Origin of the sequence: Vibrio sp. J383 (assembly GCF_023503985.1) — a bacterium.
Lineage (GTDB): Bacteria > Pseudomonadota > Gammaproteobacteria > Enterobacterales > Vibrionaceae > Vibrio > Vibrio splendidus.
The window spans coordinates 1457233-1483938 of sequence record NZ_CP097293.1; the positions used below are offsets into that span (position 1 = coordinate 1457233).

The 26706-nt window shown below is 43.8% G+C and carries 26 protein-coding genes, 1 riboswitch and 1 other annotated feature; of the genes, 15 read left to right on the forward strand and 11 right to left on the reverse strand.

Going from position 1 to position 26706, the window contains the following annotated elements; all coding sequences use genetic code 11:
• The first annotated feature begins 238 nt into the window (after positions 1-238).
• Complete coding sequence (htpX, locus tag M4S28_RS06620; RefSeq protein WP_010439977.1) at positions 239-1102, forward strand: protease HtpX; 864 nt, start codon at positions 239-241, stop codon at positions 1100-1102.
• A 261-nt stretch (positions 1103-1363) separates the two neighbouring features.
• On the opposite strand, the gene purB is transcribed toward htpX, so the two are convergent.
• The 3 genes from purB to mnmA all read right to left on the reverse strand — a co-directional run bounded on the left by purB (position 1364) and on the right by mnmA (position 4673).
• The gene (gene purB / locus M4S28_RS06625) at positions 1364-2734 is read right to left on the reverse strand and encodes an adenylosuccinate lyase (RefSeq protein ID WP_065103839.1); all 1371 of its coding nucleotides are present in this window, start codon (positions 2732-2734) and stop codon (positions 1364-1366) included.
• Positions 2735-2877: 143 nt separating this feature from the next.
• A complete protein-coding gene (gene hflD, locus M4S28_RS06630; RefSeq protein ID WP_004734565.1) occupies positions 2878-3495 on the reverse strand; it encodes a high frequency lysogenization protein HflD in 618 nt (205 codons plus the stop codon).
• Positions 3496-3536: 41 nt separating this feature from the next.
• Positions 3537-4673: a tRNA 2-thiouridine(34) synthase MnmA gene (gene mnmA, locus M4S28_RS06635; protein ID WP_004734566.1), complete on the reverse strand. Its 1137-nt coding sequence runs from the start codon at positions 4671-4673 to the stop codon at positions 3537-3539.
• Between the two features lie 203 nt (positions 4674-4876).
• Here mnmA and M4S28_RS06640 point away from each other — a divergent pair, with 203 nt between their 5' ends.
• Complete coding sequence (locus M4S28_RS06640) at positions 4877-5146, forward strand: hypothetical protein (protein ID WP_004734567.1); 270 nt, start codon at positions 4877-4879, stop codon at positions 5144-5146.
• A gap of 102 nt (positions 5147-5248) precedes the next feature.
• Positions 5249-6553: an inosine/guanosine kinase gene (locus M4S28_RS06645; protein ID WP_004734568.1), complete on the forward strand. Its 1305-nt coding sequence runs from the start codon at positions 5249-5251 to the stop codon at positions 6551-6553.
• 172 nt (positions 6554-6725) lie between these two features.
• Here M4S28_RS06645 and M4S28_RS06650 read toward each other — a convergent pair whose 3' ends face one another.
• Positions 6726-7136 carry an H-NS family histone-like protein gene (locus M4S28_RS06650; RefSeq protein ID WP_249632546.1) on the reverse strand — a complete coding sequence of 137 codons (411 nt, stop codon included), beginning with the start codon at positions 7134-7136 and terminating at the stop codon, positions 6726-6728.
• A gap of 364 nt (positions 7137-7500) precedes the next feature.
• A riboswitch (Lysine riboswitch) is annotated at positions 7501-7678 on the forward strand.
• Positions 7679-7790: 112 nt separating this feature from the next.
• On the opposite strand from M4S28_RS06650, the gene M4S28_RS06655 reads away from it, so the two are divergent.
• The 9 genes from M4S28_RS06655 to hisIE all read left to right on the forward strand — a co-directional run bounded on the left by M4S28_RS06655 (position 7791) and on the right by hisIE (position 17051).
• Positions 7791-9383: a Na+/H+ antiporter NhaC family protein gene (locus M4S28_RS06655; protein WP_029405871.1), complete on the forward strand. Its 1593-nt coding sequence runs from the start codon at positions 7791-7793 to the stop codon at positions 9381-9383.
• Positions 9384-9572: 189 nt separating this feature from the next.
• Positions 9573-9708 (forward strand) — a sequence feature (His leader region).
• 53 nt (positions 9709-9761) lie between these two features.
• Positions 9762-10658 (forward strand): ATP phosphoribosyltransferase, encoded by an 897-nt coding sequence (gene hisG / locus M4S28_RS06660; RefSeq protein WP_029222074.1) that lies wholly within the window; start codon positions 9762-9764, stop codon positions 10656-10658.
• Positions 10658-11959, forward strand: a complete 1302-nt coding sequence (hisD, locus tag M4S28_RS06665) for a histidinol dehydrogenase (RefSeq protein ID WP_249632547.1) — start codon at positions 10658-10660, stop codon at positions 11957-11959. The genes hisG and hisD overlap by 1 nt, the downstream gene beginning before the upstream one ends.
• Positions 11960-11968: 9 nt before the next feature.
• Positions 11969-13009, forward strand: coding sequence for a histidinol-phosphate transaminase (hisC, locus tag M4S28_RS06670; protein WP_017090070.1), 1041 nt, complete (start codon positions 11969-11971; stop codon positions 13007-13009).
• Between the two features lie 131 nt (positions 13010-13140).
• Complete coding sequence (gene hisB / locus M4S28_RS06675) at positions 13141-14229, forward strand: bifunctional histidinol-phosphatase/imidazoleglycerol-phosphate dehydratase HisB (RefSeq protein ID WP_004734574.1); 1089 nt, start codon at positions 13141-13143, stop codon at positions 14227-14229.
• 24 nt (positions 14230-14253) lie between these two features.
• Positions 14254-14868, forward strand: coding sequence for an imidazole glycerol phosphate synthase subunit HisH (gene hisH, locus M4S28_RS06680; RefSeq protein ID WP_004734575.1), 615 nt, complete (start codon positions 14254-14256; stop codon positions 14866-14868).
• Between the two features lie 43 nt (positions 14869-14911).
• Entirely contained in the window at positions 14912-15649 is a 738-nt protein-coding gene (gene hisA, locus M4S28_RS06685) for a 1-(5-phosphoribosyl)-5-[(5-phosphoribosylamino)methylideneamino]imidazole-4-carboxamide isomerase (protein ID WP_012604374.1), read from the forward strand.
• A complete protein-coding gene (gene hisF, locus M4S28_RS06690) occupies positions 15631-16404 on the forward strand; it encodes an imidazole glycerol phosphate synthase subunit HisF (protein ID WP_004734577.1) in 774 nt (257 codons plus the stop codon). The genes hisA and hisF overlap by 19 nt, the downstream gene beginning before the upstream one ends.
• A complete protein-coding gene (gene hisIE, locus M4S28_RS06695) occupies positions 16401-17051 on the forward strand; it encodes a bifunctional phosphoribosyl-AMP cyclohydrolase/phosphoribosyl-ATP diphosphatase HisIE (protein WP_249632548.1) in 651 nt (216 codons plus the stop codon). Before hisF ends, hisIE begins: the two co-directional genes overlap by 4 nt.
• Before the next feature lie 225 nt (positions 17052-17276).
• Here the strand turns inward: hisIE and M4S28_RS06700 are convergent, their stop codons facing one another.
• The 4 genes from M4S28_RS06700 to M4S28_RS06715 all read right to left on the reverse strand — a co-directional run bounded on the left by M4S28_RS06700 (position 17277) and on the right by M4S28_RS06715 (position 20828).
• Positions 17277-17789, reverse strand: a complete 513-nt coding sequence (locus M4S28_RS06700) for a YchJ family protein (protein WP_249632549.1) — start codon at positions 17787-17789, stop codon at positions 17277-17279.
• 118 nt (positions 17790-17907) lie between these two features.
• A complete protein-coding gene (locus M4S28_RS06705; protein ID WP_017093549.1) occupies positions 17908-19125 on the reverse strand; it encodes an EAL and HDOD domain-containing protein in 1218 nt (405 codons plus the stop codon).
• A gap of 123 nt (positions 19126-19248) precedes the next feature.
• Positions 19249-19983: a UDP-2,3-diacylglucosamine diphosphatase gene (lpxH, locus tag M4S28_RS06710; protein ID WP_249632550.1), complete on the reverse strand. Its 735-nt coding sequence runs from the start codon at positions 19981-19983 to the stop codon at positions 19249-19251.
• Between the two features lie 350 nt (positions 19984-20333).
• Positions 20334-20828, reverse strand: a complete 495-nt coding sequence (locus M4S28_RS06715; RefSeq protein ID WP_004734582.1) for a peptidylprolyl isomerase — start codon at positions 20826-20828, stop codon at positions 20334-20336.
• A gap of 191 nt (positions 20829-21019) precedes the next feature.
• Between M4S28_RS06715 and cysS the strand changes: the two genes are divergently transcribed.
• A complete protein-coding gene (gene cysS, locus M4S28_RS06720) occupies positions 21020-22405 on the forward strand; it encodes a cysteine--tRNA ligase (protein ID WP_017078988.1) in 1386 nt (461 codons plus the stop codon).
• 97 nt (positions 22406-22502) lie between these two features.
• Positions 22503-23081, forward strand: coding sequence for a thymidine kinase (locus M4S28_RS06725; protein ID WP_004734584.1), 579 nt, complete (start codon positions 22503-22505; stop codon positions 23079-23081).
• A gap of 106 nt (positions 23082-23187) precedes the next feature.
• Here the strand turns inward: M4S28_RS06725 and M4S28_RS06730 are convergent, their stop codons facing one another.
• The 3 genes from M4S28_RS06730 to M4S28_RS06740 form a co-directional block, all read right to left on the reverse strand.
• Entirely contained in the window at positions 23188-23880 is a 693-nt protein-coding gene (locus M4S28_RS06730; protein ID WP_102250128.1) for a YdcF family protein, read from the reverse strand.
• On the reverse strand, positions 23873-24727 hold the full coding sequence (locus M4S28_RS06735; protein WP_108176411.1) for an NAD(P)H-binding protein: 855 nt from the start codon (positions 24725-24727) through the stop codon (positions 23873-23875). The genes M4S28_RS06730 and M4S28_RS06735 overlap by 8 nt, the downstream gene beginning before the upstream one ends.
• Before the next feature lie 114 nt (positions 24728-24841).
• The gene (locus tag M4S28_RS06740; protein WP_004734587.1) at positions 24842-25072 is read right to left on the reverse strand and encodes a TIGR02647 family protein; all 231 of its coding nucleotides are present in this window, start codon (positions 25070-25072) and stop codon (positions 24842-24844) included.
• 257 nt (positions 25073-25329) lie between these two features.
• On the opposite strand from M4S28_RS06740, the gene M4S28_RS06745 reads away from it, so the two are divergent.
• A complete protein-coding gene (locus tag M4S28_RS06745; RefSeq protein ID WP_017078991.1) occupies positions 25330-26637 on the forward strand; it encodes a hypothetical protein in 1308 nt (435 codons plus the stop codon).
• Positions 26638-26706 lie beyond the last annotated feature (69 nt).

Here is a 26706-nt window from a genome sequence, read left to right on the forward strand (position 1 = left end):
TCTGAGGTCACTGTAAACGGATTGTTATATCGACACCATACGACTTAGGTCTAATAGACCGTGATTAACTCATCTACAATCTCGTAATCAAATGTTGCAATTTAATGCTTAACCTTGTTTTCTTAATCTAAGACTATATGTATAAGTAAGTATAAGTCTTCAAGGTTGGAATCTATTGCTGTCTGCCTTGTCTATAACAATAAGTTTTATAAAAACAGCTTTCATGCGGAGATAAGTAATGAAGCGAGTAATGTTGTTCCTTGCAACCAACCTTGCGGTTGTATTGGTACTAAGTGTTGTTCTTAATATTGTATATGCAGTCACAGGTATGCAACCAGGAAGCCTTTCAGGCTTGTTGTTAATGGCTGCGGTGTTTGGTTTTGGCGGCTCATTCATCTCATTAATGATGTCAAAGAAAATGGCGCTACGCTCAGTAGGCGGCATGGTCATTGAAAGCCCACGTAACGAAACAGAACATTGGTTGATGGAGACGGTAAGCCGTCAATCTCAACAAGTTGGTATTGGTATGCCAACAGTAGCGATCTACGACTCGCCAGACATCAACGCATTCGCGACGGGTGCTAAGCGTGACGATTCATTGGTCGCAGTATCAACAGGCCTGCTGCACAACATGACGCGTGATGAAGCTGAAGCAGTATTAGCGCATGAAGTGAGTCACATCGCGAACGGCGACATGGTGACCATGACGTTAATGCAAGGTGTAGTGAACACGTTCGTTATCTTCCTATCTCGTTTCATCGCCAACATTGTTGCGTCGAATGACAACGAAGAAGAGGGCGGCAGCAACATGATGGTGTACTTCGGTGTGTCTATGGTGTTGGAATTGGTATTTGGTTTCTTAGCAAGCTTCATTACGATGTGGTACAGCCGTCATCGTGAATTCCATGCCGATGCAGGTGCAGCGAACCTAGTAGGTAAAGAGAAGATGATTGCAGCGCTAGAGCGCCTAAAGGTGAGCCATGAGCCACAACTAGAAGGTTCTATGATGGCATTTGGTATCAACGGTAAGAAGTCTCTAACAGAGCTTCTAATGAGCCACCCACCGCTAGATAAGCGTATTGCGTCTTTACGTAACATGTAATTTCTAACACAAGCTGCTGTCGTTAAGCGGCAATATGTATTCTAAAGGCTTCCTTCGGGAGGCCTTTTTTGATCTTGGCGTTTAAGGATGTCTGTCTAATGTGGCTTGCAGTATTTGAATGGGGGAGGTGAGTAGGATAAGTCAGGTTTGATTGACGACTGTTGTTTACTTAGGGACTACGGTTCGAGACATTTGTTCTACGCAACAAAAAGGCTTCCACATGGGAAGCCTTTGTCTATTCTGTGATTCGAACTTCGAATCTTACAGCTTGTCAGTTAGCTCGATTGCTTGACCGATGTAGTTCGCTGGCGTCATCTCTTTTAGACGTACTTTTTCGTCTTCAGGGATTTCAAGACCATCGATGAATGCACGCATGCCTTCGCCATCTACACGTTTACCACGAGTTAGCTCTTTTAGCTTCTCGTATGGCTTCTCGATGCCGTAACGACGCATTACTGTTTGTACTGGTTCAGCCAATACTTCCCAGTTCTTGTCTAGTTCAGCAAGTAGCGCAGCACGGTTAACTTCTAGCTTGCTAATACCTTTCAGAGTCGAAGTGTATGCAATGATTGCGTAGCCAACACCAACACCTAAGTTACGAAGAACTGTAGAGTCAGTAAGGTCACGCTGCCAGCGAGAAACTGGAAGTTTTTGTGCTAGGTGGCTAAATACTGCGTTCGCTAGACCAAGGTTGCCTTCAGAGTTTTCGAAGTCAATTGGGTTAACTTTATGCGGCATTGTAGAAGAGCCGATTTCGCCAGCAATAGTCTTCTGCTTGAAGTGACCAAGAGCGATGTAGCCCCAAACGTCACGGTCGAAGTCCAGAAGGATTGTGTTGAAACGAGCAACAGCATCAAACAGCTCAGCGATGTAATCGTGAGGTTCGATTTGAGTTGTGTACGGGTTCCAAGTTACGCCAAGAGATTCAGTGATGAACTCTTCGCTGAACTGGTGCCATTCAACTTCTGGGTATGCAGAAAGGTGTGCGTTGTAGTTACCTACAGCACCGTTGATTTTCGCTAGGATCTCAACGTTTTCGATTTGCTTGTATTGACGTTCCATACGGTACGCAACGTTAGCCATCTCTTTACCCATTGTAGAAGGAGAAGCTGGCTGACCGTGTGTGCGAGACAGTAATGGAATATCACGGTACTCGTTCGCAAGTGCTTTGATAGCATCAATTACGTTACGGATTTCTGGAAGAATCACTGTATCACGAGCTTCTTTAAGCATAAGCGCGTGAGAGGTGTTGTTGATGTCTTCAGAAGTACATGCAAAGTGAATAAATTCGTTTACAGCGTGAAGTTCAGGAACGCCAGCAACTTTCTCTTTCAAGAAGTACTCAACCGCTTTAACGTCGTGGTTAGTCGTGCGCTCGATCTCTTTGATACGTAGAGCATCTTCTTCACTGAAGTTAGCAGCTAGTTCATCAAGAAACTGGTTAGCTTCTGCACTGAACGCTGGTACTTCTTTGATTGCATCTGTAGCTGCAAGCTTTTGTAACCAACGAACTTCAACGATAGAGCGGTACTTTAGTAGGCCAAACTCACTAAAGATGCTGCGTAATGCAACAGTCTTGCTTCCGTAACGGCCGTCTACTGGTGAAACAGCAGTCAATGCTGACAGTTCCATGGTGTTCTCCTGAATTGAGTTTTCTAAATTTTGAGAGGTTTATACCAGTAACAATCTCAATTGTCACGCATATTGCGCAATCGTTTGCGTGAGAATTGTGTTGGTACAAAAAACAAGCTCGCGACGAGGCGCGAGCTAATAAATTACATGCGAGCTAGCAGGATTTGAGCCTGCTCGATCATCTTCTTGCGACCGAAGATAAGGTGGCGACGTTTGCCGCCAACTTGACGCCATAACACAGCGCTTCGAATTCCTGATAGCAGCAGAGCACGAACCTTATGCTGGCTCGATGTCTGTTGAAGTACTGCTGGCGTACCAGAAACCTGAATACGAGGGCCAATAGGGCTCACTACATCTAAGTAGATGCTCGCAAGGTTGCTGATCATTTGCTCGTCAAACAGATCGAAGTGCTCAGTTTGACGCTCTGCAGTTTGAATACGATCGCCAAGCTGTGACATAGAGTCATTACGAGCAGATAGTTTACGTTCAAGCGCCATCAAGCTGATGATATAGCGAGTAATGTCGCTACCAGCAGGAGTACTGTCGATACCTTTTACTAAGCATTCAAGGCCTAGCTTTAGGTTCGCCTCACGGCCAAATACACCCACAGTGTTCGCTGGGTTAGTATTTAAAATGGCATTGAGTGAAGCTTCGAAGGCATCTTTATCACAACGGCCATCTTTCGCTACTTGTTGAACCAAAGCCACAGCTTGGCAAATTCCAGCGAAAGCAATAGTACGGTCATAAAGTGTATTAGCCACGTAGTAACTCCTAGTTGTTTTCTATCGTTTTGTTTGATTAGTTAGATGCGTTTTTCGATGATACCACCACCAAGACATACTTCATCTTGGTAGAACACAGCCGACTGGCCTGGCGTTACTGCGATTTGCGGCTCATCGAAGATAACCTTAATGTTATCATCGTCAATTGGGATGATTGTACAAGGAATATCAGTCTGACGGTAACGTGTTTTTACCGTGCATGTCATAACTTCAGTAATTGGTGTGCGATTTACCCAATGAAGCTGAGAAGCGATCAAACCTTCTGATTTTAAAAGAGGGTGGTCTTTACCTTGTACCGCGATCAGAACATTACGTTTAAGGTCTTTTTCACCAACAAACCATGGGTCTTCATTACCGCCACCGCCTTTGGTGCCACCGATATGCAGGCCTTTACGTTGACCTAGCGTGTGGTACATCAAACCTTGGTGTTGACCAATAACTTGGCCTTCAGGTGTCTCGATGTTACCTGGTTGAGCCGGTAGATATTTGCCAAGGAATTCTGTGAACTTACGCTCACCAATAAAACAGATACCTGTTGAGTCTTTTTTCTTCGCAGTGATCAAGTCTTGCTCTTCAGCAATGCGTCGCACTTCAGGCTTCTCTAATTCACCAACTGGGAATAGGCTGCGTGCCACTTGATCTGAACTTAGCGTGTATAGGAAATAGCTTTGGTCTTTGTTGCCGTCTAAGCCACGTAGCATTTCTGGTTTTACGCCAGCGTCTAGCTCTTCTTGAGTTGGGAAAGTGCGACGAACGTAATGACCCATAGCAATGTAGTCTGCGTCTAATACTTCATCCGCAAACTCTAAGAATGCTTTGAATTTAATTTCTTTATTACAAAGGATATCTGGGTTCGGCGTACGACCCGCTTTGTATTCTTCAAGAAAGTACTCGAATACATTATCCCAGTACTCTGCTGCAAAGTTGATAGTGTGAAGGTGGATACCTAGTTTGTCACATACCGCTTGAGCATCAGCAAGGTCTTCAGCTGCCGTGCAGTATTCTTCGTTATCGTCTTCTTCCCAGTTTTTCATGAAAAGGCCTTCTACCTGATAGCCTTGTTGCTGAAGAAGATACGCCGATACTGACGAATCTACACCGCCGGACATACCGACAATTACTTTCTTTTCGCTGTTTCCAGAGCTGATATCTGACATGTCTAAACACCGTTACTATTACTTGGTCGCAGATTCTAACAGAAAGAGAAACACCGCGACAGATCCGAGACCGGAATCACAGTTTCATTTGCACAAATATTGCGCTGAATTCGTTAGAGAATCGCATGAACGCGAGGAGACTCGCTAGGATGTCAGATCTATATGTGGCATAGTCGCTCGAAATCCAAGACCTGAGATAAAAAATGTCTGAACAAAATGAGTTTATGCAAGAAGAACAGTTGATCGAGATTATCGAAAACCAACTTGAAGATGGCCAACCTGTGAAAGTGAAAGAGACGCTGATGCGTTTAATGATGACAGGAACTCCTCGTGAAGAGGCGATTGCGGCTATGGCATGTGCACTGGCTATTGAAGTATTTGACGTAATGAAAAACGGCGCTGAGTTTAATCAAAAACGTTACGCCGAGCATTTGGGTATGCTACCTGACTTAAGCTTTATGGAAGGCGAATAAAAAAATAGCCTCGCAAACGTTTGCTATAGTTTGAAAGATTGCCGCGTTAAATATAGCGCGGTAGAATCCGCCACCTATTTCCCCTTGACTTAGACTAGCCTTATGAAATTCCCTGGACAACGTAAATCAAAGCACTATTTTCCGGTTCACGCTCGTGATCCTTTAGTAAGCCAAGCTCAAACTAGCAAAAGAATGTCACGTACTCATATTATCGGTATTGACCAAACTTTGGTGGATATTGAAGCGAAAGTGAGTTCTGAGCTAATCGAAAAATATGGCCTAAGTAAGGGACACTCACTGGTTATTGGTGATGAAGCTGCTGAATCCTTGTATCAAGAATTAAAAGAACAGTGCCTGATTACCAATGAATACGCTGGTGGCACAATTGGTAATACATTACACAACTATTCAGTATTGGCGGACGACCGTTCAACGCTATTGGGTGTAATGAGCCAAGATATTAAGATTGGTAGCTACGGTTACCGCTATTTATGTAATACATCAAGCAGAATGGATCTGAACCATTTACAAGGGGTAGATGGCGCAATTGGTCGCTGCTTTGCATTAATTACAGAAGATGGTGAACGTACTTTCGCAATTAGCGAAGGACAAATGAACCAATTAAAACCAGAAAGCATCCCTGAGAAAATTTTTAAAAGTGCTTCTGCTTTAGTGTTAACGGCGTATTTAGTTCGTTGTAAACCAGGTGACCCTATGCCTGAAGCAACAATGAAAGCTATCGAATACGCGAAGAAATACGATGTGCCTGTTGTTTTAACTCTTGGTACTAAGTTCGTTATTCAAGATGATCCAGAGTTCTGGAAAGATTTCCTTGAACAGCACGTCACTGTTGTTGCAATGAATGAAGACGAAGCTGAAGCCTTAACCGGAGAAAGCGATCCTCTTGCTGCTTCAGACAAAGCACTAGAGTGGGTAGACTTAGTTCTATGTACGGCAGGCCCTGTTGGCTTATTCATGGCGGGTTATACTGAAGACGCGGTGAAGCGTGAAACTTCATTGCCGTTGTTACCAGGCTCGATTGCAGAATTTAACCGCTATGAGTTTAGCCGTCCTGCACATAAAGAGTTATGTGACAACCCAACGAAAATCTATTCGCATATCGCGCCTTACATGGGTGGTCCAGAAAAGATCAAGAATACCAATGGTGCAGGGGATGCGGCGCTGTCGGCTTTATTACATGATATGGCAGCAAATAAATATCATAAAGAAAATGTACCGAATTCTAGCAAGCACCAACATGCATTTTTAACGTATTCATCTTTCTCACAAGTTTGTAAATATTCAAACCGTGCAAGTTATGAAGTGTTGGTTCAGCACTCTCCTCGCTTGTCTCGCGGCCTTCCTGAAAGAGAAGATAGTCTAGAAGAAGCATACTGGGAAAGATAAGATATTTTTATCTTTTTCATTTATATTTCTAATAGTGAAATATAAAAAAGGCTCCGAAAGGAGCCTTTTTTGTTTCTGAATATATTGAAGCCGTAAATAATACTTTAGTCGACTTAATATTAATTCTATTGCTTAGTGTTTTATTGATTATTCACTTAGCAAACACGATGCCTTAAAGAGCAAACTCTTCTAGAGATTTACCAGTATCTAGTTGTTCTTGGATAGCTGAAGGCGTACGACCTTGACCTGTCCAAGTTTTCTCGTCGCCGTTTGCGTCTACGTATTTGTATTTCGCTGGGCGAGGAGCACGTTTAGCTTTAGTTGTTTTAGATTTTGCTTCACCAGAAAGTGCAGCAATAAGATCTGCAACATCAATTCCGTCTTTTGCAATTTGTTCAGCAATAGCAGAAAGCTTAGCTTCTTGCTCTGCTTTAGCAGCACGTTCTTCAGCTTCAGACTCTTGACGCTCTTGTACAACAATAGTCAGCTTGTCTAGCGCTTCTTCAAGTTGCTCAAGAGTTAATTCACGTGAGAACGCACGAAGGCTGCGGATATTTAATAGTGTTTTTGTTAATTCAGACATGATATTTCCCATCAAGGTAAACTAAATAATCCTCCTAATAATAAACAGAGCCTAGGAATAAAACAAATAGTATTTCTTGTATTGGTTATTTAAATATAAAAGTGAGATGAATAGTTGAAAAAGAAACGACTCACTTTTGATGAATTTATAATAATTATTAAGATTATCTTAAAAATCGATATGTGACTGGTGGAGTAATTGTTATATGTAGACTATTTTTTTATTGATTAGTTCATTAACAAAAAGACATTTTTGTCGGAATGATATGTTGCATTGTTGCTCTTGATGGGTACAATTGCGGCTACCTGATGCGATGCTTTGGTTAATTTGTTGTTAAACTCTGGTTTACACAGTTAATAATGTTATCGCACGTAGAGGCGCAATTATAAAAAGTAGTTTTCGTTGGGGTGATGCCAATGAGCGGGAATGAAAGGTCTAATTGCCGAAGTAAATTGTATATCTAAGCAATTTGCTGGGGTTGTGCTCAATAGGTACAACACTGCCATAGTCTTAATTTTAAACTATGGAGCGCTACTGTAGGGTTGGGTGAAGTGTTCACTTCCCTTTCGCTTAGTTCAACATGAGCTTGATAAACCGTATCAAGTTTGTCTGCAGTAGATCTCTAGCCAAATAAAAAACTGGTTTTTGAAGATCATGAATTTAATAGATTTTGCAACATCGCCTTTATCGCTGCTTCCTCCTTTGGTTGCATTGACTTTAGCAATTGTTACCCGCCGTGTATTGGTTTCCTTAGGTGTTGGTATCTTTATGGGTGCGATTCTACTTGCTGACTACTCAGTAGGTAACGCAGCTAGTTACGTGTTCACTAAAGCATCTGGTGTTTTCATCGAAGATGGTGGCATTAACACTTGGAACATGAGCATCATCGCATTCCTAATTATTCTCGGAATGACAACTGCATTACTTACACTCTCTGGTGGTACTCGCGCATTCGCTGAGTGGGCACAGTCTCGTGTTAAGAGCAAACGTGGTTCAAAACTACTTGCTGCGTTTTTAGGTGTATTCATCTTTGTTGATGATTACTTCAACAGCTTAGCGGTAGGTGCTATCTCTCGCCCTGTAACAGACCGCTTCTACGTATCTCGCGCTAAGCTAGCTTATATTCTAGATTCTACCGCTGCTCCAATGTGTGTAATTATGCCGGCTTCTAGCTGGGGTGCTTACATCATCACTATTATTGGTGGCATCCTAGTGACACACGGTGTAACAGAGTATTCTGCACTGGGTGCTTACGTTCGTCTTATCCCAATGAACTTCTACGCTGTGTTCGCACTATTAATGGTATTTGCCGTTGCATGGTTCGGTCTAGACGTTGGTAAGATGCGTGAACATGAGATCGAAGCATCTCAAGGCCGTGGCTTTGAAGGCGACAACGATCAAAAGCAAGCGCACGATCTAAACGAAGAGCTAGACATTCAAGAGAGCGAAAACGGTTCTGTTTCTGATCTCGTTATGCCAATCGTATCGTTAATCGTAGCGACGGTAGCAGCAATGCTTTACACCGGTGGTCAAGCGCTGACTGCTGACGGTCAAGCATTCAACCTGCTTGGTGCGTTCGAAAATACAGATGTAGGCAAGTCTCTTGTTTACGGTGGTGTTTTAGGTCTGCTTGTTGCGCTAGCGACAGTGTTTAAGCAAAAGCTACCAATGTCTGATATCGCAAGAACAATGTGGATCGGTGCTAGCTCTATGTTTGGCGCTATCCTGATTCTTGTGTTCGCTTGGACTATCGGTTCTGTCATCGGTGACATGAAAACAGGTTCGTACCTATCATCTCTAGCAACTGGCAACATTGATTACCACTGGCTACCGGTTATTTTGTTCCTTCTTGCTGGCCTAATGGCATTCTCGACAGGTACATCTTGGGGTACGTTCGGTATCATGCTTCCTATCGCGGGTGACATGGCTGCAGCTTCTGACATCGCGCTGATTCTACCGATGTTAAGTGCGGTTCTTGCTGGTTCTGTATTTGGTGACCACTGTTCTCCAATCTCAGACACAACGATTCTGTCTTCTACAGGTGCTCGTTGTAACCACATTGACCACGTATCGACTCAGCTTCCTTATGCGCTGTCTGTGGCGTTCGTATCGTGTATCGGCTTCATCACTCTAGGTATGACATCATCAACTGGCATCGCATTCGGGGCAGCGTCTCTAACGTTTGTGGCAGTATGTTTTGCATTGGCTTATTTCTCACGTTGTAAAATGTCGACGTGCAAAAGCTAATCATCACTTGATTGAATAATGAAAAGGGAGGCGTTTGCCTCCCTTTTTTTGTGCTCGTTAATTTAATTTTAAATTTCGTGAAAAAAGTTCGAATAAATGGTTGAAAAAGGGTGTCAGCTTAGTTAGTGTGGAGACAAGACAGCAAACAACCTAAGAGCTGATAAGTATGCGTAAATTAGTAATGAACATTCATCACCATCATCACCCTATCTAGTCTTTCGGGGAGATTTACGTATACCCGGGAGCAAGAATTCTCCCGGAGGTTAAGTCAAAGAATTTAGATTTAAACCCTCGGGACGACAAAGTCTTCCGAGGGTTTTTTAGTTTTAGCACTTTTAAATAATCAATAAATTCAAATATTTGCACAGGGATACAGCAATGCAGACACAACGCCTAAGAATCGCAATTCAAAAGAAAGGTCGCTTAAGTAAAGAGTGCCAAGATCTACTTAAAAAATGTGGTGTTAAATTTAACATCATGGGTGAGCGCTTAGTTGTTCATTCACTAAATATGCCAATCGACTTGTTATTAGTTCGTGATGACGACATCCCAGGTCTTATCATGGATGGTGTGGTTGACCTTGGTTTCATCGGTGAAAATGAACTAGAAGAAGTTCGCCTAGACCGTGTTGCTTTAAAAGAGCCATCAGAGTTTCGCACACTACGTCGTTTAGACTTCGGTGGTTGCCGCCTTTCTATCGCGATTAACAAAGACGAAGAATACAACGGCCCACAAGATCTAGCAGGCAAACGTATTGCGACAACTTACCCACAACTACTGAAAGCCTACATGGATGAGCAGGGTGTTGAATTCAGCGCTTGTATGCTAACGGGTTCGGTTGAAGTTGCGCCTCGCGCAGGCCTAGCAGACGCCATCGCAGATTTGGTTTCTACAGGCGCTACGCTAGAAGCGAATGGCCTAAAAGAAGCAGAAGCTATCTTCCAATCTAAAGCAACGTTAATTCAACGCACTGGCGAATTTGATGCAGACAAAGAAGCATTAATTGAAAAGCTATTGACTCGTATGCAAGGTGTTCAGCAAGCGAAAGAGTCGAAGTACATCATGCTTCACGCTCCAACATCTCAGCTAGAGCAAATCAAAGCATTATTGCCTGGCGCTGAAGATCCTACTGTTCTTCCACTATCAACAGACAAAGACAAAGTTGCCGTTCACCTTGTAAGTACCGAGAACTTGTTCTGGGAAACTATGGAACAGCTGAAAGAGTTGGGTGCAAGCTCGATTCTAGTATTACCAATCGAAAAAATGATGGGGTAGTGACGATGAGAACCGTTGTTTGGCAATCTTTAAGTGAATCACAGCAAGACTCGGTACTAGAGCGTCCAGCTATTACTGAAGGTGCAAACATCACAGCGACTGTTTCTGATGTTATTGCAAAAGTACGAAATGAAGGCGATGCCGCACTTAAAGAACTGACTGAAAAGTTCGATCGTGTGACTCCAGAATCCATTCGAGTCAGATCGACTGAGATTGAAGAGGCATGTGCTCGTTTAACACCAGAAATGAAGCAAGCGTTAGAGCAAGCTTATAGCAATATTGCTAAGTTTCACGAAGCTCAGAAGCCGCAGCAAATTAAGGTTGAAACACAGCCAGGCGTTGTGTGTGAGCAAGTGACACGCGCTATTAATACTGTTGGACTTTATATTCCGGGTGGCAGCGCGCCACTTCCGTCAACGGTTCTTATGTTAGGTGTACCTGCTCAAATCGCGGGTTGCCGCAAGGTTGTGCTTTGTTCACCTCCGCCAATCGCGGATGAAATCTTGTATGTCGCTAATCTTTGTAAAATCGATGAGGTTTACAATGTAGGTGGTGGTCAAGCCGTTGCTGCGATGGCTTACGGTACGGAGAGTGTCTCTAAAGTAGATAAAATTTTCGGTCCTGGTAATGCGTACGTAACGGAAGCTAAGCGCCAAGTGAGCAATGACTTCCGTGGTTCTGCGATTGATATGCCGGCAGGCCCATCGGAGGTGATGGTAATTGCAGACGAAACTGCGGATGCTGACTTCATTGCTGCTGATTTACTGAGCCAAGCTGAACATGGCCCAGATTCACAGGTTGTATTAGTAACACCATCGCCAGTTATTGCCGACCAAGTAACCGATGCGGTTCAGAAGCAACTGAAAGAACTGTCTCGTGCGAACATCGCTCAGCAAGCATTGGCTTCAAGCCTAATCATCATTGCTGAATCGATCACTCAAGCGATTGCGATTTCTAACTTCTACGGTCCAGAGCACTTGATTGTTCAGACCAAGAACCCACGTGAATTGCTGCCGTTGTTAGACAATGCCGGTTCAATCTTCCTTGGTGACTGGTCTCCAGAATCTGCAGGTGACTACGCATCAGGTACAAATCATGTTCTTCCTACTTACGGCTATACCAAAACCTATTCAAGTTTAGGTTTGGCTGATTTCTCTAAGCGTATGACGGTACAAGAGTTAACGGCTGATGGCTTGAAAGGCCTAGCGCCAACGGTAGTCACAATGGCGGAAGCCGAAGGTTTGGATGCGCACAAACGAGCTGTGACCATCCGAATTGAAAAGTTAAATAAAGCGAAATAAGGGTTGGGCATGGAAAAGTTAGCAAGAAAACAAGTTCAGGCTCTTACACCTTACTTGTCTGCAAGACGCATTGGTGGCAGCGGAGATGTGTGGCTAAACGCTAACGAATCTCCGTTTGATAACGAGTACAACCTAAACTTGTCTCGTCTTAATCGCTACAGCGAGTGCCAGCCTAAAGAGCTGATCGATGCTTACGCTCAATATGCAGGCGTGAAATCAGAGCAAACGCTGACCACTCGTGGCGCTGACGAAGGTATCGAACTTTTGATTCGAGCTTTCTGCGAGCCGAACGAAGATTCGATTCTGTACTGCCCTCCGACTTACGGTATGTATGCTATCAGTGCCGAGACGATTGGTGTTGAGCGCAAGGTTGTGCCTTTAACGGCTGAATGGCAATTGAATCTTCCTGCTATTGAAGCTCAACTAGATAACGTGAAAGTAGTATTTGTTTGTAGCCCAAATAACCCAACGGGTAACTTGGTTGATCGCAAAGACATCATCAAACTGCTTGAAATGACGCAAGACAAAGCGATTGTGGTGATGGATGAAGCGTATATCGATTTCTGTCCAGAAGCGTCAACGGTCGACTTGCTTGAGCAATACCCGAACCTTGCGATTCTGCGTACCTTGTCGAAAGCTTTTGCTCTGGCGGGTTTACGTTGTGGCTTTACGCTGGCGAACAAAGCGCTTATCGATGTACTGTTGAAAGTGATTGCGCCTTACCCAGTTCCAATTCCAGTTGCTGATATTGCCGTTCAAGCGCTTTCTGAACAAGGGCTTGCGCGAGCGAAGTTCCAAGTTTTGGATTTAAGTGCTAACCGAGCGTATTTGCAAGCTGGTTTGTTGGGTATGCCTCAAGTGACGGTATTTGATGGTTGGGGTAACTACCTGCTGGTTAAATTCCCGAACGGCGATGAGTTGTTTAAAGCGGCATGGGACACGGGCATCATCTTGCGTAATTCGCCAATTGAAAACTGTGTTCGTATTAGTATTGGTAACCGCGAAGAGTGCGAAAAGACACTTGGATTCATTCGTAACTTTTTTCAGTAACGAAAGGCTTACCATTAATAACATTTGTCAGTCTGAGTTGATTAAAAACAGACTGGCAAATGAAACCAATATTTTGGGTTAGCGTTTGATTTTAGCTAGGCCAGCAGATTTAAAATTAAAAGGAAGTTCAAGTGAGTAAACAACAGAAAATACTTTTTATAGACCGTGATGGCACCTTAATTGTTGAGCCACCAGTCGACTTTCAAGTAGACCGTTTAGACAAACTAAAATTCGAACCGCTAGTGATCCCTAGCCTACTGGCATTGCAAGATGCGGGTTACCGTTTAGTGATGGTGACTAACCAAGATGGTCTAGGCACAGATAGCTACCCACAAGAAGAGTTCGATGCTCCACACAATATGATGATGGAGTTCTTTGAGTCTCAAGGCGTTAAGTTTGACGATGTGCTTATTTGCCCTCACTTTGACGAAGACAACTGCTCTTGCCGTAAGCCTAAACTGGGTATGGTTAAAGAATACCTACAAGGCGGCAAAGTCGACTTCCAACACTCTGTTGTGATTGGCGATCGAATGACGGATCTTCAACTTGCTGAGAACATGGCAATTCGTGGTATCCAATACGGCCCGGATGCAGAAACGGAAGGCACACTCAACTGGCCACAGATCGTTAAAGATTTAACGGTTAATGCTCGTGTTGCTGAAGTGGTTCGTACAACGAAAGAAACTGACATTAAGGTAGCCGTAAACCTTGATGAAACTGGTGGTAACAAGATCGATACTGGCATGGGTTTCTTCGATCACATGCTTGATCAAATCGCGACACACGGCGGTTTCCAAATGAACCTGACTGTGAAGGGCGACCTACACATTGATGATCACCACACAATCGAAGATACCGCTCTCGCTTTAGGCCAAGCGCTTAAAGATGCATTAGGCGATAAACGTGGTATCGGCCGTTTCGGTTTCAGCCTGCCTATGGATGAGTGTTTAGCTCAGTGTGCGTTAGACCTATCTGGTCGTCCGTACCTAAAATTTGATGCTAAGTTTAGCCGCGAGCAAGTGGGTGACCTTTCAACAGAGATGGTGGTTCACTTCTTCCGCTCTCTAACCGATACATTGGCTTGTACATTGCACCTTTCTTCAGCTGGTAATAATGATCACCACATTATTGAGAGTCTGTTCAAAGCGTTTGGTCGTACTCTTCGTCAAGCAATCAAAGTTGAAGGTAATGAGTTACCAAGCAGCAAAGGCGTTCTGTAAGGCTAACGTTAGCAAGGAAAAACAATGAAAGATCAAAAAGTCGTTATTATTGATACTGGTTGTGCCAACGTTTCCTCAGTGAAGTTTGCTATTGAACGCCTGGGCTATGCCGTTGAAATTTCAAAAGAACCAAAAGTTGTTCTTGCTGCGGACAAGTTGTTCCTACCCGGTGTAGGTACAGCAAGTGAGGCAATGAAGAACTTGCAAGAGCGTGACCTTGTTAGCCTTGTGAAACAAGTAGAGAAGCCTCTGCTGGGTATCTGTTTAGGTATGCAACTGTTAGGCAAACTGTCTCAAGAGAAAGGCCAAAAAGCTGACGAGTTAGTTGAATGCCTAGGATTGTGTGATGGCGAAGTTCGTTTACTTGAAACTGGTGATTTGCCATTACCACACATGGGTTGGAACACAGTAACCGCGACACCTAACCACCCTCTATTCAAAGATATTGAAGAGGGCGAGTACTTCTACTTTGTACACAGCTTCGCAATGCCAGTGGGTGACTACACAATCGCACAATGTGATTACGGAAATCCGTTCACTGCCGCAGTGCAAAGTGGCAATTATTATGGTGTTCAATTCCACCCAGAGCGATCTTCGAAAGCTGGCTCTAAGCTGATTCAGAACTTCTTGGAATTGTAATAAGGATTAGGCAGCGGCTACCGTTGCCAGATAAGGAATGTAAATGATTATTCCCGCGTTAGATTTAATTGAAGGCCAAGTTGTTCGCTTATTTCAAGGGGACTACGGGCAAGTAACAGAATACAAAGTCGATCCAGCAGAGCAGTTCAACCTGTATCACCAAGCTGGCGCTGGTTGGCTGCACCTTGTTGACTTAACGGGCGCAAAAGACACAACGGCTCGTCAGTTAGACTTGATTGCTAAGCTACTAGCTAGCACGCCTGCGAACATCCAGATTGGTGGTGGCGTTCGTAATGAACAAGATGTTGTTGATCTACTAGAAGCTGGCGCACAGCGCGTTGTGGTTGGTTCTACAGCAGTAAAGCAACCTGAGTTGGTGAAAGGTTGGATGGAGAAGTACGGCGCGGAAAAAATCGTGCTGGCTTTGGACATTAACATTGACGAAAGCGGCACACGTAAAGTGGCTATTTCAGGTTGGCAAGAAGATTCAGGCGTGACCATTGAAGCGCTGATTGAAGATTACCTCACGGTTGGCCTTAAACACGTTCTGTGTACAGATATTTCACGTGATGGCACGCTAGAAGGGTCAAACGTAGAGCTTTATGTTGATCTTTGTAAGCAGTACCCACAAGTGCAATTCCAATCATCGGGTGGCATTGGCAGCCTAGCTGATATCGAAGCACTAAAAGGCAGCGGCGTTGCGGGTGTGATTGTTGGTCGCGCACTGCTTGATGGCAAGTTCACTGCAGAGGAGGCATTTGCATGTTGGCAAAGCGAATAATCCCTTGTTTGGATGTCCGTGATGGGCAAGTGGTTAAGGGCGTTCAATTCCGTAATCACGAAATTATTGGTGACATCGTTCCGCTAGCACAACGCTACGCAGAAGAGGGCGCTGATGAATTAGTATTTTACGATATTACCGCATCAAGTGATGGCCGTGTGGTCGATAAAAGCTGGGTGAAACGCGTAGCAGAAGTGATTGATATTCCTTTCTGTGTGGCTGGTGGTATTAAGTCCGCGGAAGATGCAGCGCGCATTCTTGAGTTTGGTGCCGATAAAGTATCCATCAACTCACCGGCATTGGCTAACCCGCAACTGATTACTGACCTTGCTGATAAATTTGGCGTGCAGTGTATTGTTGTTGGCATCGATTCATACTTCGATAAAGAAACGGGTAAATATCAGGTTTACCAATTCACTGGCGATGAAGCGCGTACCAAAGCAACCAAATGGGAAACCAAAGATTGGGTGCAGGAAGTACAGAAACGTGGTGCAGGTGAGATTGTGTTAAACATGATGAACCAAGATGGCGTTCGCAACGGCTATGATATCGACCAGTTAAACATGGTACGTTCAGTGTGTAATGTACCCCTGATTGCATCAGGTGGCGCTGGTGCGATGGAGCACTTTGCTGAAGCCTATAAGAAGACCAACGTGGACGGAGCGTTAGCAGCTTCGGTATTCCACAAGCAAGTCATCAATATTGGTGAACTTAAACAGTATTTAAAACAACAAGATGTAGAGGTGCGACTATGAGTTTTGAAACCGCAAGCTTATCAAAAGCTGAAGTAGGCGCATTATCAGAGCGTATTAACTGGGAAAAAGTAGATGGCTTAGTGCCGGCTATTGTTCAAGATTACCAATCGAGCCAGGTGCTGATGATGGGATACATGAACCCAGCAGCGCTCGAGAAAACAGGTGAAACTGGCCAAGTGACGTTTTTCTCTCGTACTAAAGAGCGCCTTTGGACCAAAGGTGAAACGTCGGGTAACGTATTGCAACTGCAAAACATGTCATTGGATTGTGACAGCGACACCTTGCTGGTTAAGGTTAATCCCATTGGCCCAACGTGCCATACTGGTACCACAACGTGTTGGGATGGCGATAAGCAAGAAGAAACACAGATGGTGTGGCTTCATCAGCTTGAGCAGCTACTGGCTGCCCGCAAGGACGCAGACCCTGAGTCTTCTTATACTGCCAGTTTATATGCCCGTGGCACCAAGCGTATTTCGCAAAAAGTGGGCGAAGAAGGCGTTGAAGTCGCGCTTGCGGCGACGTCGGGCGATAAAGCGGAACTAGTGTGTGAATCAGCAGACTTGATTTATCACTTGATGGTTCTTTTACAAGACCAAGGCTTATCGATGAACGATGTGGTGAACAAATTAAAAGAGCGCCATAAGTAAGCTCTTTTTGGATTAATAAAACCACGTAAAAGACAGATTAAAGCCCCGTAAACAAATATGTTTACGGGGCTTTTTAGCTTTTTAGCTTTTTAATTTTCAAGATTTCAAGATTTCAAGATTTCAAAGCCCTACGTCACTTTTCTAAACTCTGACTTTGCGTCATTCCGAGGAGCCTAAGCGACATCAGGAATCTCTTTACTTAATCAAACATTCTAATTTTTTGACTTACCCGCAGCACTTCTTATATTTCTTTCCGCTACCACAGATACATGGGTCATTACGGCCGATTTTAAAACTTTCAACCGTTTGGTTTAGACGCGGGTCAATCTCTGGCTCTGATCGTTCTTCTTGCTCAGGGAAGGTGCCATCAATGTAATACCAAATACCGTCTTCACGAACAAAGCGAGAACGTTCTTGCATACAGAACTGCTCAGCCCCGTCGTTGAAGTAAGCTTTAAACTCAACAAAGCCTTCATTCTCATGTGAACCTGCGGCAGTATCGATGACTTCTAAACCCGCCCAATCACTATCTATGGATTCAGCAATACCTTCTCTCTGCGCTTCTGCATTACAAGTCGGGTGGTAAGTAGCAACCACATAATCAACCAAACCAAGTACATGTGCAGAATAACGAGAGCGCATTAATTGCTCGGGTGCTTCAACTGCATTGTGGTTAAGGTGTGCTGATTCGCAACATTGTTGGTAAGTATTTTTGCTACCGCATGGGCATAAAGACATAGTTAGATCCTGTAAAAATGGCCTCTATTAAGAGGCCATATATGAATGCGTTGGAGTTTACCAAGAAACGATCGCTCACCAAAGCTTAGTTTCTATTGAAGCAGCAATGTGAAGTGAACTATTTCAACGAAGGTGATAACAGCTCTTGAGCCCAAGTAGTCGCTTCATCATAAGCTTGACCGAGTTCCGCTTCACTTAGCTTGAGAAGTTTACGAATGCGCGTTGCTTCGTCCCATCGAGCTTGCTCATAAGCGATAACCATCGCCAAAATTGCGCCCAGCACGCCTTTTCGTTGAATCAAAGCTTGCTTGATCTCTTCATCGATTGGTACTGAGTCCAAGACTTGCTGTAATGGTTGGTCAAACAGTGAATCAAGTAGAGAGAACATACCGGTCAAAAAGGCTTGTCCGGGTTCTACCTTTACGTTCATTTTTTCTACTAAGAGTTCACACTCACGTGCTCGTAACACGGCTAAACCATAGAGTGAATCCGGCTTATCTTCTTTCGCTGAGGCAATCGCTACCAGTGAAACGAACTTACGCAGCTTTTGCTCGCCAAGGAAAATAAGTGCTTGGCGGAATGAACGAATGGTCGTTGCTGAGCCGCCTGCGGAGTTCACGTAGGCAAGTAACTTGTAAGACAGCGTGACATCTAGCGTAATTAAACGTTCTACTTCGCCAAAGTCGATAGGGTCGTGTGCAATCTCTTTTAACAGCTGAACAATCGTCAAAAACGCAGGGTTGAGAGCACGCGTTTGGATCATCTCTGGCTTGCTAAAGAAGTAACCTTGAAAGTAAGTGAAGCCTGCTCGATTTGCTTCTTGATATTCATCGTAAGTCTCGACCTTTTCTGCGAGGAACTTAATATCCAACCCTTTGAGAGAGTTCATGAACATCGAAGCTTTCGCGATTGAGATCAAACGGATATCAAACTTGATAATTGAAACGTACGGTAAAAAGCGCTTCCATGCTTTGCTTGGTACAAAGTCGTCTAACGCGATGGTGTAACCCGCGTCATAGATAGCTTTTATTGCTTCAAGTAGTTCGTCTGTTGGTTCGCAGTCTTCAAGAACCTCAACAACGAGGCTTTCTTTGGGAAACAGAGTCGGGACTAAGTTGATTAGGCTTGCATAAGGGAAGTTCACGAACCCCAGTTTATCACCCAACGTATTATAGTGAGTTGATAAAAAGTGATCGGAAAGCAAACGGCTAGTAGCGAGCTCCGGCTCTACTTCAGGGAAAGTGTTCTTAGGACCATCCCTGAATAGCAACTCGTAACCTATGGTTTTCTTGTCTGTATCGAGTATTGGTTGACGCGCTACGTATGAATATTTCAACTTGGTACTGTGTTCGGTTTATTTCTGGTAGAGAGATAATAGCTAATTCAGTAGAAATTACCATACACTTTCTATGAAAGTCTGACCGATAATAATAATCAAAGTGAAAGTTTAAGAGTGATGTTAAAAGCGGTTGCTAAACTCTCGATTCTGTAGTTCAAAACTTTGCGGAGTGAACACTAGCACTGAACCTTGCGTATACCAATCACCCAATACGATACGAGTTTTAGTGCAATCGTTGACTTTAAAAGTGTGGATGTCAGGGCGATGAGTATGGCCGTGGATCATAAGATCGACGCTGTTTCTTTCCATCACATCTTCCACTTCTTGTTGTGTCACATCCATGATGTCGAGAGATTTGGTCTGCTTGTCATCTTTGATGTCAGATTGAACCTTCGAGACAATTTTCTTCTTGATGAAAAATGGAATTCTGTTGAAGACCCATTGCAGCCATGGTTGATGCACTTTTTCGCGGAAGGCGAGGTATTTTACATCTTCGGTACACAGGGTATCACCATGCAACACCACCGCTTTTTGCCCGTAGATATCGATCGTTGATACTTCATCTAGAAGTTGCACACCCGTTTGCTTAGCAAATTTTTTACCAACTAAAAAGTCACGGTTACCTTGTGTGAAGTAGCAAGGTACGCCCGTTTTCACTAAGTCGACAAACGCTTGGCGGATAGAAGTCGCGAACTCACTCTTATCGTCGTCACCAATCCAGAACTCGAAAAGGTCGCCTAACACGTAAAGTGCATCCGCTTCTACGGCTTCTTTCTTCATAAAGGTTAAGAAGCAGTCAGTGATATCTTGTCGTGACGGAGTAAGGTGCAGGTCTGATATAAAATATGTTTTCATAGGTCTAAAAAAAGGGAGCGATTCGCTCCCTATATCCTGATTTTATCGGCTCATCAATTATTAATACTAGGGCGTGCTGACCTTTGGCGGTTAAATTTTGTTCGAGATAAAAGCGTTTTAATCGAGGCGAGGGATAGGAAGCCTAGTCATTCTAAGCAAATTTCCCTCAACAAAGAGTAGAACGCTTTTAGCCGAACCCTTTGGGCAGCGTTTGCTGGTCATTTCTACTACGTTATCGGCTTCTCATGTAGGCTAGCTACACATCAAAGCCTCTGCCTTGTATAAATCCCCAGCAACTCGCTGCAAAAATCAGCTCAAAAGGTCAATACGCCCTAACCAAAAGCGATGAATTAAGCTTCGATTGTAGTACCAGTGATGATCACTTCTTCTAGAGGTACATCTTGGTGCATACCCATAGAACCAGTGCTAACACCTTTGATCTTGTTTACGATGTCCATGCCTTCAACAACTTCTGCGAATACACAGTAGCCCCAACCGTCTAGGCTTTCGCTACGGAAGTTTAGGAAAGAGTTATCGTTAACGTTGATGAAGAACTGAGAGCTCGCTGAATGCGGTTCCATAGTACGAGCCATTGCTAGCGTACCAACTTTGTTCGCTAGGCCGTTGTTTGCTTCGTTCTTGATAGTTGCACGAGTTGTTTTTTCTTTAAGGCCAGAAGTCATGCCGCCGCCTTGAACCATGAAACCATCGATAACACGGTGGAATAGCGTGTTGTCGTAAAAACCGTCACGGCAATACTGTAGGAAGTTTGCGCTTGTTTCTGGTGCTTTTTCTTCGTTAAGTTGAACTTTGATGTCACCAAAATTTGTGTGAAGGATGATCATGATTGTTACCTTACTGTCTTTTTAATATGAAGTTCGAATTCTAGCGCATGTTGGCGGACTTTCAAATCACCAAATCATTAACTTAACTTGGTTGTTTGAGGTAATTACTGCTTTGGGGGATTACCTAATAACGCATGAATTGATATACTTGACCTCTTATTTTGATTAATACACAAATATAGATAGAGATCATGCTGAAAATTTATAACACACTCACAAGACAGAAAGAGGAATTCAAACCAATTACAGCTGGCAAAGTCGGCATGTATGTCTGTGGGGTAACCATATACGATCTCTGTCACATTGGTCATGGCCGCACGTTTGTTTCTTTCGATGTAGTAACTCGTTACCTTCGTTACCTTGGTTACGATTTGAACTTCGTTCGCAACATCACTGATATCGATGATAAAATCATCAAGCGCGCTAATGAAAACGGTGAGTCTTGTGATTCTCTGACTGAGCGCCTGATCGGGGAAATGCACGCGGACTTCGATGCATTGAACATGAAGCGCCCTGATGTTGAGCCTCGTGCGACTGAATTCATCACTGAAATCGTTGAGCTTGTTGAAAAGTTAATTGAGCGTGGTTTTGCTTATGTTGCAAGCAATGGCGACGTGATGTTCGAAGTTAAGAAATTTGACGAATACGGCAAGCTTTCCAAGCAAGACCTTGATCAGCTTCAAGCGGGTGCTCGTGTTGATGTTGATTCTGCAAAACGCAGCCCGTTAGATTTCGTTCTTTGGAAGATGTCTAAGCCAGGTGAACCTACGTGGGAATCACCATGGGGTCCAGGTCGTCCGGGTTGGCACATCGAGTGTTCAGCAATGAACTCTTCTATTCTTGGCAATCACTTCGATATCCACGGTGGCGGTTCAGATCTACAGTTCCCGCACCACGAGAACGAAATCGCACAATCTTGCTGCGCACACGGCACCCAGTATGTGAATACTTGGATGCACAGTGGCATGGTGATGGTAGACAGAGAAAAAATGTCTAAGTCACTGGGTAACTTCTTCACTATCCGTGACGTACTTCAGCATTACGATGCAGAAACAGTACGTTACTTCCTAATGTCTGGTCACTACCGTAGCCAACTGAACTACAGTGAAGATAACCTAACCCAAGCTCGTGCATCACTTGAGCGTCTCTACACATCACTTCGTGGCCTCGACGTTACAGCAGCTCCGGCTGGTGGTGAAGAGTACGTGACTCGTTTCTCTACGGCGATGAACGATGATTTCAACACTCCAGAAGCTTATTCAGTACTGTTTGAAATGGCTCGTGAAATCAACCGCATCAAAACTGAAAGCGTAGAAAAAGCAAGTGCACTAGGTGCATTGATGCGTGAACTGGCAGACATCATCGGTATTCTTCATCAAGATCCAGAGGCTTTCTTGCAAGGTGATGCGGCAGGCAACGATGACGAAGTCGCTGAAATCGAAGCGTTGATCAAACTGCGTAACGACTCTCGTGCTTCGAAAGATTGGGCGAATGCTGACCTTGCACGTGACAAGCTAAACGAGTTGGGTATTGTTCTGGAAGATGGTCCAGAAGGTACGACTTGGCGTCGTAAGTAAATATTATAAAAAGGGCTGATTTTCAGCCCTTTTTTCTAGCAAAAATTCTCTAATATCACCTTTTTATCTTCAACTTTTAATTAACAGGAATATTTCTGTGGCTCAGATGTATTTTTATTACTCGGCAATGAATGCGGGTAAATCAACAACACTTCTTCAGTCTTCATTCAACTACCAAGAGCGTGGCATGACGCCAGTGATCTTTACGGCTGCATTGGATGATCGTTATGGTATCGGTAAAGTTAGCTCTCGAATTGGTTTGCAATCTGAAGCTCAACTTTTTAAAAATGACACCAATATGTTTGACGCTATCCAAAAACTCAATGAAGAAGAAAAGCGTCATTGTGTTTTGATTGATGAGTGTCAGTTCTTGTCGAAAGAGCAGGTGTACCAGTTAACAGAAGTGGTCGATAAACTGCATATCCCTGTACTTTGCTATGGTTTACGTACCGATTTCTTGGGTGAACTGTTTGAAGGTAGTCGTTACTTATTATCTTGGGCAGATAAACTGGTTGAGCTTAAAACCATTTGTCACTGTGGCCGTAAAGCTAATATGGTGATCCGTACCGACGAGCACGGTGTGGCGATTGCTGAAGGTGACCAAGTGGCTATTGGCGGTAATGATCAGTATGTTTCTGCTTGCCGTCTGCACTATAAAGAAGCGTTAGGTAAATAAACCGATCTCATAGTTCAGCTTGCTAAAACGAAAAACGGTGACCAAGTGTCACCGTTTTTGTTTATTGAGCCTGTGTTTTTACTTTATTCCAAGTCACGCCTTTGATTTATTCGAAGCCGAGTTGCTTCAATGCTTGATAGGCATGATCAACGTCATCGGGGATTGGCATCTCAATTTGAAAGCCTTGGGCTGGGTAGAATTTGATTCGTTCATAATCAGCAATCAATGCGCCCAACACCATGTCTAACGGCAACTCTTCGTTAAAGTAATCATCCCAATTTTGCCATTGTGAAGTCACGGTTATTTCTACACTCTCTTCAGGCCATTGTTTACTAAACGTGGCGTAGGTACGTTTCTCCATAAAGGGCTTCTGTACTAAGGTCAGTCTTTTCGGTGACAGCCCACGCTCAATAAGCAATTTGTGGGTGAATCGTACATTCTCCCCAGTATTGGTTGCGTGTTTCTCAATGATAATGTCAGAGTCTGGCACGCCAGCATCTCGTGCAATAGCCGCGAATGTTTCGGCTTCTGAACGCTCAAAGCTCCCTTCTGTAAAGCGCCCCACACCGCCAGAAAATACGATATAAGGCGCCACACCTTGGTGATAGAGCTCGGCAGCGTATTCAGCGACACGGGTATCATTACTGCACAGCACAAAGATGCAATCTGAAGGCGTAACCTTGTGGCCCATAGACATGAAGTTCCAAAGGGTGTCGATCGAACGATGTAGCTTAATCCTTGAGTTATTTGTTACAGATTGCTTAGCTATGTCTTGGTTAGCTATGGATTGATTAGTCATAAAGAGCGTCCAGCGTGGAATCGAATTTAAACGAGTAACCTAAGTCGAGAATCTTTTTCGAAGAGATCAGCTTGTCTGGTGTATCGACCACGAGGGGCAGTGGCTCACTGCTATTGGCGCTTTTTAGTGCAGCGGCATAAAACTCCGCCTTACTCACCGTGTTTGGGGTCGTAACATTAACCACTTCGTTGTGCAGTTGGTTGATAGCGAAGTTGACAGCGCCAATCGCGTCGTCAAGATGAAGCATGTTGGCTGGAGCTTGAGTGCTGACCTGCTTCAATTTACTTGCAAACCTAGATGGGTGACGGCTTGGGCCAATCAACCCGCTAAAGCGAAGGATGGTGTAGTCGATACCGGAATCAATGATGCACTGTTCTGCTTGTAGCATGACTCGAGCATTGTCTGAAAATGAGTTGGCTTGTTCATCACTCGACGTAGAAATCGCTAATGAGGCATCTTGCTCGTATAAGATCCCTGGCTTGGTCGGGTAGACCGTAGTCGAGCTAACCATGATCAGCTTTTTGACATTGGCTTTCTGACAAGCTTTGGTTAGCTGTTGCCAGTATTCAGCATATTCTTGTCCCGCACCTTTTCTAAAGCCGGGAGGGAAGCTACCAATGACGATCTCTGCATTATTTTCGAGTAACAGTGAATAGAGTTGGCCGATAGTATGCTCAGGCTCCGATGAGTCAAAGCTGAAAACTTCACATGGGATACGCTTGTTACCAATGGTATCTGCACCCGCTTGGGTGGTCTTCGTAACGACGACCTGGTTACCATGTTTGACGAGATGTTCAGATAAGGGCACACCAACCCAGCCTGCACCAACAATAAATATAGAAGCCATGTGTTCCTCACAACTGCAAATGACGAATTTACATTAAGCCTAACAAACCTTTGGCCAAAAATGAAAAAACTCCACGGCCGAAGCGAGTGGAGTTTTTACTAGAACAATGGAGCTTTAGTTTAGTACGCGAAGTAGTTTGTCTGCGCGCTCTGCCATCTGTATACCTTCATCTGTTAGGTAACCGCCGTCTGGCTGAGTACAAAGGTTCTTTTCGAATAGGCGCTTAACTGCGTCTTGAGTTTCTTGAGCTGCCTCTTGATGAACTTTAATTCCAGTAGCGGCACTACTTACATCAAATTGAAGAAGGAGGTTTAAATCAGCAATGTTTTCAGCGTTGTACTTCATAATTAACCTATATATTCATAACGTTCTCTACCTTCACCTTAGTGCGCATTCACGGCTCAGGCAATAGCAAATAAAGAGAATTGATAAGTGATACCAAATTGATTGATTAATCATCGAGTGATGGGTTTATTTTGGTTATATTGGGTGATTTGCACCCACTTAAATCATCAGTGATGTTTATTGCTAAGTGGTTGTAATATATTGTGACTAGAAATAATTTGCATTGAGCGAATATTGTATAAAAAGGATATGCATAAGTGAGAGCGAACAAAGTAGCATTAATGATCAGTATGCTATTTGCTATCGCAGGGTGTCAGAGTACACCTTCAGAGCAGACAGACGCGAACCAAACCACAAACAACAATAACGAATCTACAATCGAGGTCCGTTCATTTCAGTCTGTCCAAAGCGTCTACTCCGAATGGGAGGCTAAGCTTGAAGACCACGCTCAGTTGTCTCTCTATGCTCCAGAGAATTACAATGAACTCTTAGACGCTTGGGACGACGCTGAAAGCATTTATGCGGATTTACTGAAAGACGAAACTCGGCTCACCAAGAGTTATTCAATTTTTTCGAGCCTGACTTACGCTGAAGCTTTTGATGAAAAAATTGCGTTGATCAAATCAAATTATGACTCGATATTAGTGCTAAAGAAGAAGGCTGACCGAGTACTAGCGGATTCGATTGTACAAATGGATTACCTCAAGTTCCTTGGCGCAGATACCATGTTTACCTCTAGCTACAAACGCTTGTATTCAGAATACAGCGAGTTGTTTGAGTATGTGCTAGTCGATGAGCTTGAAGACGCTCAAGAAGCACAGGTGGAGTTTCTTAATAATGCTCGCTTATTAGAAGTTAAAGTGGCACATAAGAAATACATCGAACCATTGAAGGATGAGTTAGAGTTCTTGGAAGATGAAGATTTTGATGACGTTGCTCCACTGACGTTTGCTAAAGCAGCATCTCAAATTGCTTTGGCAGAAAGCCAAGTAAAAGCCAGTCCCCGTGAAAAGTCGATCATTGAAGATGCGGTGCACGCTGCGGAGTTTGAGTTGAACCACGTGCGCAGTGTCGCTCATGAAGTAAAAGTGCTCGCGAGTGTAAAAGGCGACAAGTTCGAACAATCGGTTTTGAATGCAGAGAATCAGTTGCTGAGCATTTCACAAGTGGTTAATGATGAAGATTACCGAGATGTTGGGTTGCGTCAGCAATCTCAGAAGATTATAGCGAGTGTGAAAGCGTTAAAAAGCTTAGATATGACAGCGTCATTAAAGTCAGAAATTGAAACTTTGACTGAACAACTCGCTAAGCTAGAGAGTGATAATCAGAAGCAGGCGCAACAATTGTCTGAGGCGACTAAGCATAGCAATCTTCTAGATGAGCAGATTACCAAGAGTGATGCGCATATTAAGAGTTTAGAAGAGCTAGTGGACAGCTTGAGAAACCTAGGTGGTAAAGTTGCCAATGAAAGTGATTCTGATGTAATCCCTTTGAGTCCAGAGTCGAATCTAGAGGGCTCTGCTTTAGAACAATCATCAGAAGAAGTGATTGAACCTTCGGTTTAGCATCACTAATTTCTGTATTTGTGATTCAGTTAAAAGCGCCTAAGGGCGCTTTTTTACGTTCTGTTGATC

Bases quoted from the DNA above. Each gene is read 5' to 3' on its own strand.
- htpX (WP_010439977.1), top strand. From the start codon at position 239: ATGAAGCGAGTAATGTTGTTCCTTGCAACCAACCTTGCGGTTGTATTG.
- purB (WP_065103839.1), bottom strand. From the start codon at position 2,734: ATGGAACTGTCAGCATTGACTGCTGTTTCACCAGTAGACGGCCGTTAC.
- mnmA (WP_004734566.1), bottom strand. From the start codon at position 4,673: ATGTCAGATATCAGCTCTGGAAACAGCGAAAAGAAAGTAATTGTCGGT.
- M4S28_RS06640 (WP_004734567.1), top strand. From the start codon at position 4,877: ATGTCTGAACAAAATGAGTTTATGCAAGAAGAACAGTTGATCGAGATT.
- M4S28_RS06645 (WP_004734568.1), top strand. From the start codon at position 5,249: ATGAAATTCCCTGGACAACGTAAATCAAAGCACTATTTTCCGGTTCAC.
- M4S28_RS06650 (WP_249632546.1), bottom strand. From the start codon at position 7,136: ATGTCTGAATTAACAAAAACACTATTAAATATCCGCAGCCTTCGTGCG.
- M4S28_RS06655 (WP_029405871.1), top strand. From the start codon at position 7,791: ATGAATTTAATAGATTTTGCAACATCGCCTTTATCGCTGCTTCCTCCT.
- hisG (WP_029222074.1), top strand. From the start codon at position 9,762: ATGCAGACACAACGCCTAAGAATCGCAATTCAAAAGAAAGGTCGCTTA.
- hisC (WP_017090070.1), top strand. From the start codon at position 11,969: ATGGAAAAGTTAGCAAGAAAACAAGTTCAGGCTCTTACACCTTACTTG.
- hisH (WP_004734575.1), top strand. From the start codon at position 14,254: ATGAAAGATCAAAAAGTCGTTATTATTGATACTGGTTGTGCCAACGTT.
- hisA (WP_012604374.1), top strand. From the start codon at position 14,912: ATGATTATTCCCGCGTTAGATTTAATTGAAGGCCAAGTTGTTCGCTTA.
- hisF (WP_004734577.1), top strand. From the start codon at position 15,631: ATGTTGGCAAAGCGAATAATCCCTTGTTTGGATGTCCGTGATGGGCAA.
- hisIE (WP_249632548.1), top strand. From the start codon at position 16,401: ATGAGTTTTGAAACCGCAAGCTTATCAAAAGCTGAAGTAGGCGCATTA.
- M4S28_RS06700 (WP_249632549.1), bottom strand. From the start codon at position 17,789: ATGTCTTTATGCCCATGCGGTAGCAAAAATACTTACCAACAATGTTGC.
- lpxH (WP_249632550.1), bottom strand. From the start codon at position 19,983: ATGAAAACATATTTTATATCAGACCTGCACCTTACTCCGTCACGACAA.
- M4S28_RS06715 (WP_004734582.1), bottom strand. From the start codon at position 20,828: ATGATCATCCTTCACACAAATTTTGGTGACATCAAAGTTCAACTTAAC.
- cysS (WP_017078988.1), top strand. From the start codon at position 21,020: ATGCTGAAAATTTATAACACACTCACAAGACAGAAAGAGGAATTCAAA.
- M4S28_RS06730 (WP_102250128.1), bottom strand. From the start codon at position 23,880: ATGACTAATCAATCCATAGCTAACCAAGACATAGCTAAGCAATCTGTA.
- M4S28_RS06735 (WP_108176411.1), bottom strand. From the start codon at position 24,727: ATGGCTTCTATATTTATTGTTGGTGCAGGCTGGGTTGGTGTGCCCTTA.
- M4S28_RS06740 (WP_004734587.1), bottom strand. From the start codon at position 25,072: ATGAAGTACAACGCTGAAAACATTGCTGATTTAAACCTCCTTCTTCAA.